This is a genomic window from Pseudoalteromonas sp. NCCP-2140, assembly GCF_023708065.1.
Lineage (GTDB): Bacteria > Pseudomonadota > Gammaproteobacteria > Enterobacterales > Alteromonadaceae > Pseudoalteromonas.
This window is the reverse complement of the sequence record NZ_BRCZ01000015.1, coordinates 36,204-52,893: the sequence shown is the minus strand read 5'-3', so window position 1 is coordinate 52,893 and position 16,690 is coordinate 36,204. Positions and strand designations below refer to the sequence as shown.

Genomic DNA, 16,690 nt, shown 5'->3' with positions numbered 1-16,690 from the left:
GCTGATTAGAATTTAAATTAGGATAATGTATGAAGTTACAAAGCATTCGCGTCAAAAGTTCTTTGCCTATTGTGCTACTCGGCATTGCTATCGTCATTTTAATTGCTGGCTATACCTATCTAATTAACCTTCAAAAAGAAGCGATTGATGCACAATCAGAACGCTTCTTAAATGCGGTTTCTGTGGTTGTTAATGCTGACCGAGACTTGTACCAAGCTAAAGTGGCAGAGCTGCAACTGGTTACCCAAATGAAAGGGAATAAGGGCCAACTTACTGACCATCAAGAAAATGCCGAGCAAGTTAAAGAGCGATTTAAGCAATATTTATCTTACATGTCGCCATACTCTGAGGTGACTGGTCAGTTTCGTAACTTTGATAGCGCATTTGATGCTTGGTATGGAGCATCAACAGCTTATATTAATAACCCAGAAAATGCTTCACAAAAACAAGCGTCGGAGCAAAGCTTTTCGTCACTACGTGATATTTTAGATAAAGCCGGAGAAGCGGCAGACAAAACCTCACAAGCAGAAACAGAAAAGCTGATGGATAAAGTAATGGGCTTTAAAGTGATGCTTATGGTGATGATTGTAGTGGTTTTAGCTGTTGCTGGGTGGTTTAGTTATTTTGTGCCGCGTCAGCTTACAAAACAAATTAACTTTGTCACAGAGCGGATTAACGAGATAGCCTCTGGAGATGGTGATTTAACAGGTCGTATCAATGTTAAAACGCAAGATGAATTTGCCGAGTTAGCAACCGCATTTAATCGCTTTTTAGATAATCTGCAGCAGTTAATCAAAGACATTTTAGAGCAAGCGAAAGAGCTACATAATCTAGGTAACGACTTAGATAACTTTGCTAATCAAAACCATCAAGTTAACCAAAAGCTTAGCCAAGCTTCTGAGTCGATAGTCAGTGCTGTACATGAAATGAGTGTAGCAAGTCGCGAAGTAGCTAATGTGGCGCAAAACTCATCTCATGAAGCTGATAATTCGCAGCAGCTAGCTAAACAAGGTTTAGCTGCGGTTGATAATTCAAGCCGTAAAATTATTGCGCTATCAGACAACATGGATCATGCCAGCCAGCGTTCAACTGAGTTGCAACAAAGCTCAGACAACATTGCTAAAGTGCTTGAAGTTATTCGTGCTATTGCTGAGCAAACGAACCTACTTGCACTGAATGCAGCAATTGAAGCGGCCCGCGCCGGAGAACAAGGGCGAGGTTTTGCGGTAGTAGCTGATGAGGTTCGTACCCTTGCAACTCGCACGCAAGAGAGTACTAATGACATTCAAACTATGGTGGAGCAGTTTGCAACCAGCGTTGAGCAGTCACTGCAAGCTATTAACAGTGGTAAGCGCTATGCCGATGAAGCGGTTGAGTCATTCACACAAACTAATGATGTGCTTAACTCAATGCAAGAGTCATCAGTTAAGGTAAATGATATGGCGATGCAGACAGCGCAAGCGACTGAAGAGCAAACTGCTGTAGCAGATGAAATTAGTCAAAATTTATCAGACCTAAATGACCAAACCCAACAAGGGGGCGGCTTAGCAAGTTCAACACAAGAAGTGGCTAATCGTATGAACCAACTCACTGATGAGCTCAATCACTTAGTGAATCGATTTAAAGTGTAATTAAAGCTAACAAAAAAGGGCTCAATGAGCCCTTTTTTACATCTAACTAAAACGCTTACTTTTTCTCAAAAGCACGCTTCATATAATTTGGTGTCGCTAATGCGCCGTGGTGAATACCTGCATTATAGTACTCAGTGCTTTGCGCCAGTGTATTTGCATCATCTTCACGAAACCCTGCGAATGCTTCTGACTTACGAGCAAGGGTTACTGACCATAAACCGCTTGGGTAAATTGGCTGTGGGAAAGGCAGCGTTTGTAGGTCAACAAAACCTACTTCTGTCATTGCATCACGCATTTCGACCAATAGTGGCATATGCATTAGTGGTGATTCACTTTGCTGAATTAAGATGCCACCCGGGCGAAGTGCAGTTAAACAGCTGGTATAGAAAGCGTGGTTGAATAAACCTTCGCCCGGACCAACTGGATCTGTACCATCAACAATTACTACATCGATTGATTCTGGCGCTGCTTCACGCATGTACTTGATGCCGTCGTCAAACATCACTGTTGCGCGAGGATCTTGGTTTGATTCACACAGCTCAGGGAAGTATTTAAGTGACATTTGTGTCACGACTTCGTCGATATCAATTTGCGTTACGCTCTCAACACCTGGGTGTTTTAAAACTTCGCGTAAAGTACCGCAGTCACCACCACCAATGATCACAACATTTTTTGGATTTGGGTGTGCAAGCAATGCCGGATGGCTGATCATCTCGTGATAAAAAAAGTTTTCACGGCTACTTACCATAGTACAACCGTCAATAATCATCAGATTACCGAAGTCAGTTGTTTCGTACATTTCTACTTTTTGAAATGGCGATTGCTGTTCATCAAGCTTTTTAGTAATGCGTAATGAAAAGGCACTACCATCACGGTCACTAATTTCAGTGAACCAGTTGTTTTGATCTAAATTAGCCATCTTGCTTATACACTTTTGGTTAATGGTAAAAAAGGGGGGCAATTTTGCCAGTGCTTGACCAATTGCTCAATCAAATTTTAATCAGTATAGCGAATATTTTTTATCACTTTGGCATATAGCGCAATTTTTGTTAGCGTGGTCAGCTCTAGCGTATTAAAATGTGCGTTTATATTTAATGAAATTACAGAAGACATTGCCATGACTTGGGGTTTAGACAAAGCACGCGATACATACAATGTTGCTCATTGGAGTGACGGTTACTTTGACATTAACGCACAAGGTGAGCTGGTGGCTTACCCTGATGGCGATCAAACAAAAGCTGCGGTGTCTTTATCTGAACTAACCGAGCAATTCAAAAAGCAAGGTCTTACTTTACCTGTACTAGTACGCTTTACCGACATTTTACAAAATCGTGTTGATACCCTAACGAGTGCTTTTACCAAAGCCTGTAATGCCCGTGAATACCAAGGTAGTTATACCTGTGTTTACCCAATCAAGGTTAATCAGCAGCGCTCTGTGGTTAGTAAACTACTTGCTCATCCAAGTGGTTTAGTCGGCCTTGAAGCCGGCTCAAAGCCTGAGCTTATGGCGATTTTAGGTGTAGCACAAGAGCCAATTACCATTGTTTGTAATGGCTACAAAGACAGTGAGTTTTTACGTTTAGCCTGTATCGGTCAAGGCATGGGCCATAAGGTTCATATTGTTGTAGAAAAACTGTCTGAACTAACCACCTTATTGGCTGAAATTGACGACTTAGGTATTGAGCCATCAATCGGTATTCGCATTCGCTTAAACTCGGTAGGCAAAGGTAAATGGCAAAACACCGGTGGTGAAAAAGGCAAATTTGGTTTAACTGCAGGCCAAGTACTTTCTGCGGTTGAGCTACTTAAGTCACGTAATAAACTCCATTTAATGCAACTTGTGCATTTTCATATCGGCTCTCAAATTGCCAATATCCGTGATATTCATCGAGCACTGCGTGAATGTGCCCGCCATTTTGCAGAGTTAACGCAGTTAGGCGTGCCACTTAATACAGTTGATGTTGGTGGCGGTTTAGGTGTTGACTATGAAGGGTCTGGTTCACGTAGTTCGTGTTCAATGAACTACAGTGTTGATGAATATGCACGTAATGTAGTGAATGCATTTGCTGAAGTATGCCAACAACATGATCTTAAGCACCCAGCCATTATTACTGAATCTGGCCGTGCGTTAACTGCGCACCACGCAGTATTAATTACAGATGTTATTGATGTTGAGCGTGCACCTAACCATGCGAATCCAACGGCGCCTGAGGCTGACAGCGTATTAGTGTTAGATGAAATGTGGCAGTGCTTACAGCGTTTAACACCACGTATGGCACTAGAAATTTATCATGATGCAATGCATCTATTTAGTGAAGCCCATGACCAATATGTGCATGGCCTACTCACTATGCTTGAATGGGCGAAGCTTGAGCAGCTGTATTTCACCATTTTACACCGCGTTCGTGCATCCCTCAGCGAAAATGCCCGTGCCCACCGTGAAGTGTTAGATGATCTAAACGAAAAACTGGCCGACAAGCTATTCGTTAATTTCTCATTATTTCAATCACTGCCAGATGTTTGGGGTATTCAGCAACTTTTCCCTGTGATGCCAGTAGAAAACCTTCATCAGCCATTAACGCAACGCGCTATTATTCAAGACATTACCTGTGACTCTGATGGACAAATTCGTAACTATGTTGAAGGTACAGGTATTGAGAGTAGTTTACCTATTCCTGTGTACAAGCAAGGTCAGCAATACCACATTGCCATGTTCTTAGTGGGTGCGTATCAAGAAATTTTAGGTGATTTACATAACCTGTTCGGCGACACAGATTCAGTGCATGTTGAGCTTACTGAAGCGGGTTATCAGCTGACTAACGCAATTAAAGGTGACAGCGTTAAGGACGTATTAAAGTTTGTTGATTATGATAGCGACATTCTTGCTGAAAACTTTGCAAAACGGGTTAACTCACTGGCAATTGATGAGCAATCTAAGGCACAATATTTGTCAGAACTAAATGCAGGCCTTGCTGGCTATACGTATTTTGAAGATTAAGCATTAAAGGAATAAGTAGTAATGTCCATGATCCGTTGTGTGTTCAGTTTTATATTTTACACCCTCAATACACTTTTTTGGTTTGTGCCCATCTTTATTTGTGGCGTGATTAAACTGATCCCAATTAAGCCTCTACAAAAAGCAATGAGTTGGATAGCTAAGCAATGCGCCACTATGTGGGTGAGTTGTAACAGCATTAACCAAAATATTTTTGCTTCATATAAGCTAAACGTGACAGGTCTTGAGCAACTAAAAGCGAAAGACTGGTACTTGGTTATCGCAAATCATCAAAGCTGGGTAGATATCGTTGTAATGCAACGCGTGTTCAATCGCCGCATACCGTTTTTAAACTTTTTCTTGAAAAAAGAACTGATCTACGTTCCTTTTTTAGGCCTTGCTTGGTGGGCATTGGATTTCCCATTTATGACTCGCACGAGTAAAGCTCAGTTAAAGAAAAACCCTAAATTGCGTGGTAAAGACTTAGAAACCACGCGCAAAGCCTGTGAAAAATTCAAAGAAATGCCAGTAAGTATCGTTAACTTTGTTGAAGGTACGCGTTTTACACCGCAAAAGCACTCGCGCCAAAATAGTCCTTTTGAGCACTTATTAAAGCCAAAAGCGGGTGGTGTTGCGTTTGTTATGCAAGCAATGGGTGAGCAAATTTCCAAAGTGGTCAATGTCACTATTCATTACCCTGGTGGTATTCCTAGCTTTGTAGACTTTGCCAGTGGTCGTGTAAAAGAAGTCGAAGTGCGAGTAGAAGTGATGGAAGTAAGCTCTAATTTAATCGGTGATTACACCGGTGATGCTGAGTTTAGAGTTAACTTTCAAGCCGAATTAAACCGCATTTGGAATGAAAAAAACCAGCAGCTAGCCGAGTTAGAAGCAAAATCGCAGTAGTATTGCTAACGCAGTTGAGAGCACACTTATGTTAAAGAAATTTTTACCAAATTGGTTAACAGGCGTTCTAGTTAGCATTGTCTTGTTTGCTAATGTAATCATTTGGGGCACGATTGTGCTGCTGTTTGGTGTGCTTAAACTAATACTGCCATTTAAAGTGGTTAGCGATATTCTTCATGCGGCTTATCGCGGTTGGTGTAAAGGTAACCGCTTAGCTTTGTGGTTAGGTTGCCCAACAATAGATGTTGATATTAAAGGCAAAGTCAGTACAGATGGTTGGTATTTACTTATCTCTAATCATATGAGTTGGCTAGATATTGTTGTTCTAAGTGCGATTGATGTTTTACCTGCGCCAAAATTCTTTTTAAAAGATGAGCTGAAGTATGTGCCATTCATTGGCACCGGTGCGTGGGCCATGGGCATGCCTTTTATGAAACGTGTTAGCAAAGCGCAGCTGGCAAAAAATCCTAAGCTGAAAGGTCTCGATGTTGAACGCACCAAGCGCAGTTGCCGCGACTTTCGTAATCACCCGACAACCATTATCAACTTTGTTGAAGGCACACGCTTCACGTGCCAAAAACACAAAAAGCAAAATAGTCCGTTTACTTATCTTTTAAAACCTAAAGCGGGCGGTATTGCATTTGCCCTTGAGGTGTTAGGCGAACAGTTTGATGCATTATTAAATACCTCGATTATTTACCAAGGCGAGGGTGATCATATTTGCCGTAACCTGATGCGTGGCCGCCTTAATGTGATCAAAGTTGAAATGCACGTACAAGCAATTAGCGCAGAGATGATTGGTGATTATCAGCATGACCGTGCATTTAGAACGGCTTTTCAACAACATATTAATGAGTTATGGTTGCAAAAAGACGCTCAGCTACTAACTTATCATCAAGCCCAACAAGCTGAGTACCTTGCCAACATCAATAAAGAGGTTGAAGCCCCATGAAGCAAACTCACCTGCAAGAGCTGGTGATGCCTTGGTTTGAATCAATGCCAGATGCGGCGCTGTTAAGTGCATTAACGGCTACAGCGATTGGCGTTGGCTCATTACTATTAATTTATATGTTTACTCGTCGACTGCTGCTGCCGGGTATTCAAAAGGTTGTTACACGCCTGTCTCCAGAGCGCATTGGTGCGCTTACTCCAATGCTCAATAAACTGAATCGTCGTTTTGCGGGTATATTGTGCTGCGTACTGTATTTGGCAACCTTTGATTATGTTTACCCAGTTCATGATGTTGCAGCGTTGGTTTTGAAAACCGTAGGCCAAGTTGCATTGATCATTTATGGTGGCTTCATTTTAAGTAGTGTGGTGAGCATTGCTGGTGGCATTTATAACCAACTTGATTTTGCCCGCGATATTCCGATTCAGGGTTTGATCCAAGTTGTAAAACTTATCACTTTTATGGTTTGCGCCATTCTCATTGTGAGCATTTTGCTAGAGAAGTCGCCAACTTATATTTTGTCTGGCTTTGGTGCGATAGCGGCGGTGACCTTACTCGTATTTAAAGATACCATTTTGGGATTTGTCGCCAGTATTCAAATTGCAGCTAACCGATTAGTGACTTATGGTGATTGGATCCAAGTGGATAGCTATGGCGCGGATGGCGAGGTTATCGACCTTGGCTTAAATACGGTAAAAGTACGTAACTGGGATAACACTATCACAACCATTCCAACCTATATGCTGGTTGCTGGGTCATTTAAAAACTGGCGTGGTATGCAAGAGTCGGGTGGTCGTCGTATCAAGCGTGCTTTAAACATTGATATGAACAGTATTCGTTTGGTTGATGATGCGTTTCGAGAGCAAATTGATGCTGCTATTCCACTTAACGACTATATTCGTGTTTCAAGCTTGCCCGATCCGGTGACAAACCTTGGTTTGTTCCGTCGTTATGCTGAAGGTTACTTAAAACAACACGAAAAAATTAATCGTGATTTGACCTTAATGGTGCGTGAGCTACAACCGATGAATCACGGCTTACCTATTGAATTTTACTGCTTTAGTGAAGATAAGCGCTGGATTTCATATGAGCACTTGCAAGCAGAGATCATGGATCACCTGCTTGCTGTGTTGCCAATCTTTGGACTCAGACCATATCAAAGTGTTACTGGGCAGTTAAGTACAAGCGAAGCTCAAACAGGGCTAAAACCAAGTATCAAGGTCGCTAACCCTGTGCGCGAAAAAACTTAAAACTGACTAACTAGCACGCTCAGTGCAATAAAACCTAACAATAGCCACCAAATAGGTGGCTTTGCCATTCTTAGCCACGTAAATGCCGCAATGACTAAAGCTACTTGCCACAGGTTTTGCACTGCCGATTGCCAAATAGGTGAATAAAGAGCGGCAGCTAAAAAACCCACAACAGCGGCATTTAGCGCTGCAATACTACCCGCAAAGCGAGGCTTATCAGCTAGTTGTAGCCAGCTTTTCATAAAGGCTAACATCAATAAAAAGCCCGGTAAGAAAATCATGATGGTCGCGACAATGGCACCTAAAAGTGGTGTATTTGGCGACACTTGTGCGCCTAAGTATGTGGCGATAGTGAACATCGGTCCAGGTATGGCCTGAGCACTGGCATAAGCTGATAAAAACTGCTCGGTTTCAAGGCTCGGCACGCCAGCTTGTAAAATCGGTAACACAACGTGGCCGCCACCAAAGACCATAGCGCCAGTTTGGTAAAATGGGGCAAACAAAGAAAACCCTTCGCCTAAAGGCAAAAAGCTAATCAGTAACAAGACGGTAAATAAACAAAGCGGTAACCAAGCAATTTTCACAGGTTTATGTTCTTGGTTCTCTGGCAGTTTAAGCTGAGGATAAAACCAACCTATGGCCGCAGCCGCAATCAGTACTAAAATTTGACTCGATAACTGTGAGAATACAATCAGTGCAATCGTGCTCAATACCGCGATAAGCTTGTGTAAGTGGTTTTTGCAAAAGCTCATTGCCATGCTGTAGGTCGCATCGGCAACAATCACCACAGCAAAGAGTTTAAGCCCAGCAATGACCGCAAAGTAAATATCACCAAACTGGTGAGCGCTAAGAGCCAAAAAGAACATAATTAAAAATGAGGGCAGGGTAAAGCCAACAAATGCACACAGGCCTCCCAATATTCCTCCTTTTTCAACCCCCATGGCAAAGCTAACTTGGCTTGAACCAGGGCCTGGTAATGCTTGGCTTAGGCTAATCAATTGCGCATAGCGCTCAGCAGTGAGCCATTTTAAATTATCAACAAAGTGGCGCTTAAAATAACCAAGGTGTGCCGCAGGACCGCCAAAGCTCATACAGCCTAATAAAAAGAATTGTTTAAAGATGATAAATAACATTACTTTTACCGTTACAGGGTGATTGTTTCTATTATGACAAAATTGTATGACATTTTTGTGGTTTTTATGACACAAGGCCGTCTACAATATAGAGAACGAGTGAACGTAGTTATGAGTATCACTATGAAACGCTATATTACCAGTTTATTGTTATTACTTTGCAGCAGCTTTGCATTTGCAACCTCTTTTGAGAAAGTTGTGGTGGCTGTTGATCATGCGCCTCCTTATGGCATGGTCTCTGAAGATGGTAGAGTCAGTGGCGTAATAGTGGATATTATGCGTGAAATACAGCGTACCTTGCCAATTAAGCTTGAGTATGTCGCTTGCCCGTTTTCTCGTTGTTTAAAAATGCTCGAGCAAAATGAACTAGATGTGATGGGCGGGCTTATTCGCACAGAAGAGCGCGAGCAAAAAATGCAGTTTCTTACTCCACCATACATGATGCTGTCATCTTCTTTTGTGTTTTATGCCAGAGCTGATAGCGAGCTTAAAATAAACAATTATCAAGACCTAGTCGGTAAGCGTATTGCGGTAATGCGAGGCGCTGCGCACTTTCCTCGTTTCGATAAGGATAAAACACTCACCAAAGTCGAAGCATTAAGCGAACATAATGCGTTTGATATGTTATTAAAGAGCCGCGTTGAGCTGGTAATTGCTGTTGAAACCACGGCTGATCATGCCTCAGTGTTTTTGCAGCGACCTTCGCAAGATATCGTAAAAATGCCTTATCGCTATAAAGATGTTATTTATGGTCACATTGCCCTTAGTAAGCAGTTTGCAAGCTCGGGTTTAGCCGAAAAAATTCAAGACCGCCTCAATACGTTAGTCCTCAATGGCCGTTTAACAGAATTGGTCAAAAGTTATAACTTACCTCCGGTTACTGCTGTAGCAATCGATAAGTAACCCTTTCTTCATCATTTGTTCATAGATGTTCATTCATAATTGTTAACAATTCAATTTGAATAATTGCCATGGAGAGACACATGACTTTTACAAAATCAGTTTTAACAGTGGGCGTATTAGCCGTTCTATTAACAGGTTGTGAGACAACGAATACAGGTAAAGGCGCTGCGATTGGTGCTGCTACAGGTGCAGTACTAGGTAAAGCAACTGGCGACCACGACGATAAACGTATCTTTATTGGTGCGGCTATTGGCGCATTAGCAGGTGCAGCCGTTGGCGATTATATGGATAAGCAAGAAGAAGCATTTCGCGATGAGCTAGCAGGTTCAGGTGTTGAAGTGGTTCGTGAAGGCGACAATATTCGTCTAGTGATGCCATCAAATATTACTTTTGCAACTGACCAATCTTATATTTCGTCTGGCTTTCATAGCACCCTAGATGCAATAGCTAAGGTAATGAACAAATACGAAAAAACCTACTTAAGCGTTGAAGGTCATACCGATAGCACAGGTAAAGATAGCTACAATATGACGCTATCTCAACAACGTGCGCAAAGCGTAAAAGATTACTTAGTTAATCATCAGATTATGTCTGCACGCATCAGCACACGAGGTTATGGTGAAACACGTCCTGTGGCGAGCAATGACTCAGCAAATGGCCGAGCTTTAAACCGCCGCGTAGAAATTCAGATCGTACCGAATACACAAGGTTAGATATTACATCTAGATTTGTGGTCAGGTTTGATATGCCCTTTCAAACCTGACATTTCCCTTCTTAATCTCGATTAAACTGTAGTTCGCACAATTGTTTATACAATGGATTAGTTTCAAACAATTGTTGATGCGTACCCGTTGCAATAATTTCTCCTTTATCCATCACAACAATCACATCAGCGTGTTTAACCGTTGCTAAACGATGGGCAATGATCAGTGTTGTTCTGTCTTTCATTAGATGCTCAAGAGCAGCTTGTACATGAAACTCACTTTGTGCGTCGAGTGCACTGGTTGCTTCATCAAGCAACAAAATTGCAGGGTCTTTTAATATTGCGCGCGCTAGCACTATGCGTTGTTTTTGCCCACCTGAGAGCCTAACACCTTGCTCACCTAAAAAGCTGTGATAACCATCAGGAAGTTGCTTAATAAACTCATCGGCATGGGCATATTTGGCCGCCGCATATACTTGCTCGTCGCTGGCGCTTGGGTTGCCATAACGTATGTTATGCATTACGTCTGAGCTAAATAAAATTGGGTTTTGTGCCACCATCCCCATTTGCTGGCGTAAGCAATCAAGAGAGAGTGCTTTTATGTTTATTCCTGCCAGCGAAATACTCCCAGAGCTTGGGTCATAAAAGCGCTGTAGTAATTCAAACAGCGTTGTTTTACCAGCGCCTGACGGGCCAACAATCGCGACAGTTTGCCCTTGTTTTACTTGTAAATTAAGCGCATTTAAAGCGGCTTTATCTGGCCTTGAAGGGTAATGAAAAGACACATCATTAAACTGGATAGCAGGGTGATTAAGCTTGTTTTCCTCAAGTTGCGCATCATGATTTGTATCTGGACTTTTGATCATGCTTTCAACGGCGAGTAGTTCTAACAACCGTGCTGCCGCACCTGCTGCTCTTTGCAACTCACCGTACACTTCGGCAACGGTTGCTACAGACATCGCCACCATAATCGCATAGAACACAAAAGCACCGAGCTCACCACCAGTCATGGTGCCAGCTAATACGTCGCTGCCACCAACCCACAGCATCACGCTAATAGCACTAAAGGTCAGAAATATAACCGCTGCAATCAAAAACGAGCGCTGTTTGATTCGGCTCTTCGCTACTTGAAACGCTTTGTTGGTTTCTTCGCTAAATGCTGCTTTTTCACGCTCTTCGTGACTATAACTTTGCACGACTTTGATATTTTGAATGATCTCACCAGCATAGGTGCTGATATCAGCAATGGCATCTTGGCTTGAGCTTGCCAGCTTTCTTACTTTTCGGCCAAAAATCATCATCGGCAGTAATACCACCGGCACGCAGGCAACAACCACAAGAGTTAGCTTTAGGTTGGTGATAAGTAGCATAGCCAAGCCACCAATCAGCATTAGGCTACTACGTAATGCCATCGAAAAAGAGGAGCCAATGATAGATTGCAACAAGGTGGTATCGGTGGTTAGTCGCGACATCAGTTCGCCGCTGCGGTTTTCTTCAAAGTAGCTTGGGTGTAATGTAACTATGCGATCAAACACGGCTTTACGGATATCGTTACTGACTCGCTCACCAATCCACGACATCAAATAAAAGCGACAAAAAGTACCTACCGCTAATAAGCTTATTAAACCAATCAACACCATCACCGCTTGCTGAAGCTGAGCTTGCGAGCCTGCAATAAAGCCATGGTCGATAACAAATTTAACACCTTGTCCGAGTGACAAGTTAACACCGGCCGTAAGCAACAAGGCGCCAAGGGCTGCAAACACCACCCATTTATAGGGTTTTATAAAAGCTAAAATCGGTAACAGGCTACTAAATGCGGCCTTTTCTTTGTTGTTAGACATGCTAGATTCTTGTTGGTGAATAGGGTATAGATATGGTTATCAATGCTCTAAAAATCAACAGTTATTAAGGGATTAGTATGGAATCTACAACGATCAGTGGTCAATTCACCGTAAAATTAAACCCAATTGGTGGCTATGCCACAGGTAAAGATGGCGTAAATTTAGGACGCATGTCGATTGATAAACAGTTTTCAGGTCCATTAGAGGCAACAAGCCAAGGCGAAATGCTCAGTGCCATGACTGCAACTCAGGGCAGTGCAGGTTATGTAGCGATAGAACAAGTTGTTGGTAGCTTAGAGGGTAAGCAAGGCAGTTTTGTACTACAACATTTTGGCACTATGGATAAAGGGGCTGACCGATTGATTTTAGAAGTGGTGCCTGACTCTGGCGCAGGAGAGCTTGAGGGTCTCTGTGGTAAAATGGCTATTCGAATTGAATCGGGAATTCATCATTATGACTTTGAATACCAACTGATGGGCTAACATGCAAAAAGTAGTTGAGTTTAAAAAGAAGCGCTTTTTCGGCGGCATCGATATTGATGCATTAAATCAACGAGTGTTTGAATTAGGTCAAGCTGGCTGGCAAGTGAAAACAATCACCACTGCCACTGGGGTTTATGGTCAGATAACATCCGTTTTATTACTAATTGAGAATAACGAATAATGACACTAACTGAGTGGTTGAGTTTAGTTTTAATTTGCGTGATGGGGGCAATGTCGCCGGGGCCGAGTTTAGCAGTGGTTTTAAAACATAGTTTACATGGCGGTATGAAGAACGGCATGTTAGCGGCGTTGAGCCACGGTATTGGGGTTGGCTTTTATGCATGTGCCTCGTTACTAGGCTTAGGTGCGCTGATGACTCAGTTACCAATGCTTTATCAAGTACTGGTCTATGGTGGTGCAGCCTATCTCGCATATTTGGGTATTCGTATTCTGTTATCTAAACCCAGCTCGCAAACACTGAATGTTGAGCAGACTAAGCCGAGCCCTCGCATCGCACTGCAAGATGGCTTTGCTATTGCCTTTTTAAACCCAAAACTTGCGGTGTTCTTTTTAGCGTTGTTTTCGCAATTTATTGACCCAGAAAACCTGACTTTGCAAGTTGGTTTAATCATGTGTTTAACGGTATTTGTGCTTGATACAGGCTGGTATCTACTTGTTGCACTGTTAACCGAAATATCAAAAAAGCGTTTTGGTTTCACCAAGACAAATCCATGGCTCGAAAAATTGCTAGGGGTGATCTTTATTGCCTTAGCTGTTCGTGTCGTTATTACTCTATAAATCCCTCTATATTGCGATTACATCACTAATAAAAAAGGGTTGTGATCGCTGCTCTCCCCAGCAAGCTCCTATTGCATACGTATTCATCACACAATATTTACCTTTTGGTTACACTTTATTGGTTGTTTTTTGACAACAACAATAACCACAAATACAACACCTCCAACGACAACAGGGTGGAAATCCAATGGGGAAATTCAAGCTAAGTGCGCTTATGCTGGCTTTAGTGGCAGCAAATAGTGCAATAGCGGCGACGGAAGAAGAACGCACATCAGCAAAGGAAATCGATCCTGAGCTAGAAGTAATCGAAGTGCGCGGCTTTAGTCGCAGCTTAATTCAATCATTAAATCAAAAACGCTTTAGCGACACTGTCTCTGAGCAACTATCAGCTGATGACTTAGGGGCATTACCTGATGTGTCTATGGCAGATGCATTAACACGTCTACCGGGGATCTCGGCGGTACGTACCGGTGGCCAAGCTGCCGAAATCAACATTCGCGGTTTATCTGGTGGATTTGTTTTTTCGACATTAAATGGTCGAGAGCAAGTATCTACTAGTGGTAGTCGCAGTATTGAGTTTGACCAATACCCGTCTGAGTTAATCAGTTCCGCGGCGGTCTACAAGTCGCCAAAAGCATCACTTATTGAAGGGGGCGTAGCAGGTACGGTAGAGCTACAAACAGCCAGCCCATTGGATAATGACCAGCAACACAAATTTACTGCGAATGTGCGTGGTATGTATAACGACCGTGCTTCAGAGGTATTTGATGCCACGGAATATGGCGATCGTATTAGCTTTTCTTACCAAGGCAAGTTTCTTGACGATACGCTAGGTGTCGCAGTGGGTTACGCGCGCTTATTCCAACCAAGTGTGGCGACTCAGTTTATTGGTTTAGCATATAACGGTAATAAAGATGTTGATGGGCTAGCAAATGATACCGATGGCCCTGCTGATAATCCTGCTAATGAATACATCAGTGAAGGGTTTGAGCTTCAGCACTTAGGTGGTGAAGAAACCCGTAATGGTTATTTAACCTCAATTGAATGGGTGCCAACCGATAACTTTAAACTAAAAGGTGATGCGTTTTTATCGCGTTTTGATAGTGAGTCATTTGCCCGTGGTTTTCGGGTTAAGTTTGGTGGGCCGTCTGCGGTGTATGCTAATCCAGTGCTTGACGGTAATGCGGTGATTGGTGGTGCAATTAACCGCACATCAAATAGCTTTACCCGTGTTGAAATCGTTAATGATGATAACCAAGACTTTGATGAAGTAGACAGCTACGGCATTAATGCGGATTGGCAAGTTACTGAGCGTTTGAATGTTAATGCTGACTTATCGCTATCACGTGCTAAGAGTAATTTTCGTAATGGTTTACTTTGGGCATTGGTAGCAGAAGATGCCACCGTTGAGAACCCAGTGTTCGATACCAATGTATCGCTTAACTATCAATTGAACGGCTTAAACTTGCCTGATGTAGGTTTTAACCAAGCCGACGCATTTAGCGATATTGACCGCGTTATGGTCAGTAAATACGGTATTTACCCTTATGAAAATGAAGATGAAGTAAAAGCATTTCGACTCGATTTTAAGTATGAGTTAGAGAATAACTGGTTTAGCTCAATTGAATTTGGCGCGCGTTATTCAGACCGTGAGTACAGCAATAATCGCTCTGTATTTGAATACGGTAACGATGGTGCATTTTCTTCGACTCAACCACCGCTTCGTCTTACCGATGACATGAGTACAGTGGTTGATTGGCAAGGTGAGTTTAGTTATTTCCCATCATACCTAGCGATAGATTTAGATAAAGCACTCAACGCATGGTTTCCTGATGGGACTCCGCAGCCAGTACAGACCTGGGGTAACGCCGATGGTGTTGTGGATTTAGATGGTGATGGTGAGCCAGATGCGCAAGGCTATACCACTAACTACTCATGGACCATGTTACAAAGTGGCTCAGTGTATGAAGAAGTAGTGTCAGCCTATCTTATGCTTAACATTGATACTGAAATTGGCACTCTACCCGTTACAGGTAATATTGGTATTCGCCGAGTAGATACCGATCAGTCAGCGACGGTACTCGAAAACGTCGGTGGCGATCCGCAGCTCGGAGCGCAGTATATTGTCGATGACAATGGCATTGTTAATGACCTTTATGCACCAAGCGTTTTAGGCATTAAATACACTGACTACCTGCCTTCATTAAACCTAAACTTTAAAGTCAGTGACGCGACACAAATTCGTTTTGCTGCGGCAAAAGTGATGGCGCGCGCTCCGATTAACCGTTTAGCGGGTGATGCCAGTGCATCGGTTAACAATGACGGCGAAATTAACGGTTCAAGTACTAATAACCCATTCTTAAAACCTTTCTATGCTGATCAATACGATATCTCGTACGAGCAATACTTTGAAGACACCGATGGTGCGCTGGTTGTTGCTGCGTTTTATAAGAATATCGACTCATTCATAGATACGGTAGCCATAGAGAACTTTGACTTTAAAGGTAATGGTTTTAACGTACCAGAATACATTGTTGACCCTGTCAGCGGTGAGCAAATCGAAACCACGAATGGGGTGTACACAACTGCGGTTAACAATGCCAAAGGCGGTTATATTCGTGGTATTGAGCTTGCCTATACGCAAGTTTTCTCTTTCTTACCCTCGCCGTTTGAAGGTTTAGGCATTAACGCCAGTTACTCATATACCGAGAGTGAGGTGCAATCTATTACCGATTTAGGTGGTGATTCTGTGTCGCAAGACTTGCCTGGCCTTTCAAACAATGTCTTTAACGGCACACTTTTTTACAGCTATGAAAACTTTGAAACACGTTTGAATGTGCGTTATCGCGATGATTTCGTTTCAGAGCAAGTTGCTGTCAATGAGCAAGTGGTGAATTTTGATGCAGAAACGGTTGTCGATTTCCAAACGTCGTATCAGTTCACAGATTCATTCGGCATGTTATTACAAGTGAATAACTTAACCGATGAACCAACACAAAGCTACTTTGGAACAACCAGTAAAACAGGCACCACGCAATTTTTTGGTCGTCAGTTTTATCTAGGTTTTACCTATAACCATTGATCAGTAAGCTGGAGATA

Annotated in this window: 14 protein-coding genes; 11 read left to right on the top strand and 3 right to left on the bottom strand. The window is 42.6% G+C overall.

Features of this window, described 5'->3' with window-relative positions; all coding sequences use genetic code 11:
- Nucleotides 1-29 precede the first annotated feature (29 nt).
- Entirely contained in the window at nt 30-1,631 is a 1,602-nt protein-coding gene (locus NFU46_RS19025) for a methyl-accepting chemotaxis protein (RefSeq protein WP_251604061.1), read from the top strand.
- Nucleotides 1,632-1,686: 55 nt separating this feature from the next.
- On the opposite strand, the gene speE is transcribed toward NFU46_RS19025, so the two are convergent.
- Entirely contained in the window at nt 1,687-2,550 is an 864-nt protein-coding gene (gene speE / locus NFU46_RS19020; RefSeq protein ID WP_054562846.1) for a polyamine aminopropyltransferase, read from the bottom strand.
- 198 nt (nt 2,551-2,748) lie between these two features.
- Here speE and speA point away from each other — a divergent pair, with 198 nt between their 5' ends.
- The 4 genes from speA to NFU46_RS19000 are packed head-to-tail and all read left to right on the top strand — an operon-like array spanning nt 2,749 to nt 7,728.
- Nucleotides 2,749-4,629 carry a biosynthetic arginine decarboxylase gene (gene speA / locus NFU46_RS19015; RefSeq protein ID WP_251604058.1) on the top strand — a complete coding sequence of 627 codons (1,881 nt, stop codon included), beginning with the start codon at nt 2,749-2,751 and terminating at the stop codon, nt 4,627-4,629.
- 21 nt (nt 4,630-4,650) lie between these two features.
- Entirely contained in the window at nt 4,651-5,529 is an 879-nt protein-coding gene (locus NFU46_RS19010) for an acyltransferase (RefSeq protein ID WP_251604055.1), read from the top strand.
- Between the two features lie 28 nt (nt 5,530-5,557).
- A complete protein-coding gene (locus tag NFU46_RS19005; RefSeq protein WP_251604052.1) occupies nt 5,558-6,481 on the top strand; it encodes an acetyltransferase in 924 nt (307 codons plus the stop codon).
- The gene (locus NFU46_RS19000; RefSeq protein WP_058586162.1) at nt 6,478-7,728 is read left to right on the top strand and encodes a mechanosensitive ion channel family protein; all 1,251 of its coding nucleotides are present in this window, start codon (nt 6,478-6,480) and stop codon (nt 7,726-7,728) included. Before NFU46_RS19005 ends, NFU46_RS19000 begins: the two co-directional genes overlap by 4 nt.
- Here NFU46_RS19000 and chrA read toward each other — a convergent pair.
- Entirely contained in the window at nt 7,725-8,861 is a 1,137-nt protein-coding gene (chrA, locus tag NFU46_RS18995; RefSeq protein WP_251604049.1) for a chromate efflux transporter, read from the bottom strand. The genes NFU46_RS19000 and chrA overlap by 4 nt on opposite strands.
- A gap of 33 nt (nt 8,862-8,894) precedes the next feature.
- On the opposite strand from chrA, the gene NFU46_RS18990 reads away from it, so the two are divergent.
- Nucleotides 8,895-9,764, top strand: a complete 870-nt coding sequence (locus tag NFU46_RS18990) for an ABC transporter substrate-binding protein (protein WP_251604046.1) — start codon at nt 8,895-8,897, stop codon at nt 9,762-9,764.
- 80 nt (nt 9,765-9,844) lie between these two features.
- Nucleotides 9,845-10,477 (top strand): OmpA family protein, encoded by a 633-nt coding sequence (locus NFU46_RS18985; protein ID WP_054562840.1) that lies wholly within the window; start codon nt 9,845-9,847, stop codon nt 10,475-10,477.
- Nucleotides 10,478-10,538: 61 nt separating this feature from the next.
- Here NFU46_RS18985 and NFU46_RS18980 read toward each other — a convergent pair whose 3' ends face one another.
- Nucleotides 10,539-12,311 (bottom strand): ABC transporter transmembrane domain-containing protein, encoded by a 1,773-nt coding sequence (locus NFU46_RS18980; RefSeq protein ID WP_251604042.1) that lies wholly within the window; start codon nt 12,309-12,311, stop codon nt 10,539-10,541.
- A 77-nt stretch (nt 12,312-12,388) separates the two neighbouring features.
- Between NFU46_RS18980 and NFU46_RS18975 the strand changes: the two genes are divergently transcribed.
- The 4 genes from NFU46_RS18975 to NFU46_RS18960 all read left to right on the top strand — a co-directional run bounded on the left by NFU46_RS18975 (nt 12,389) and on the right by NFU46_RS18960 (nt 16,673).
- Complete coding sequence (locus NFU46_RS18975) at nt 12,389-12,793, top strand: DUF3224 domain-containing protein (RefSeq protein WP_251604039.1); 405 nt, start codon at nt 12,389-12,391, stop codon at nt 12,791-12,793.
- Nucleotide 12,794: 1 nt separating this feature from the next.
- Nucleotides 12,795-12,974 carry a DUF4177 domain-containing protein gene (locus NFU46_RS18970; protein WP_054554414.1) on the top strand — a complete coding sequence of 60 codons (180 nt, stop codon included), beginning with the start codon at nt 12,795-12,797 and terminating at the stop codon, nt 12,972-12,974.
- Nucleotides 12,974-13,591, top strand: a complete 618-nt coding sequence (locus NFU46_RS18965; protein ID WP_175082986.1) for a LysE family translocator — start codon at nt 12,974-12,976, stop codon at nt 13,589-13,591. The genes NFU46_RS18970 and NFU46_RS18965 overlap by 1 nt, the downstream gene beginning before the upstream one ends.
- Before the next feature lie 187 nt (nt 13,592-13,778).
- Nucleotides 13,779-16,673: a TonB-dependent receptor gene (locus NFU46_RS18960; protein ID WP_251604036.1), complete on the top strand. Its 2,895-nt coding sequence runs from the start codon at nt 13,779-13,781 to the stop codon at nt 16,671-16,673.
- Nucleotides 16,674-16,690: the final 17 nt, after the last annotated feature.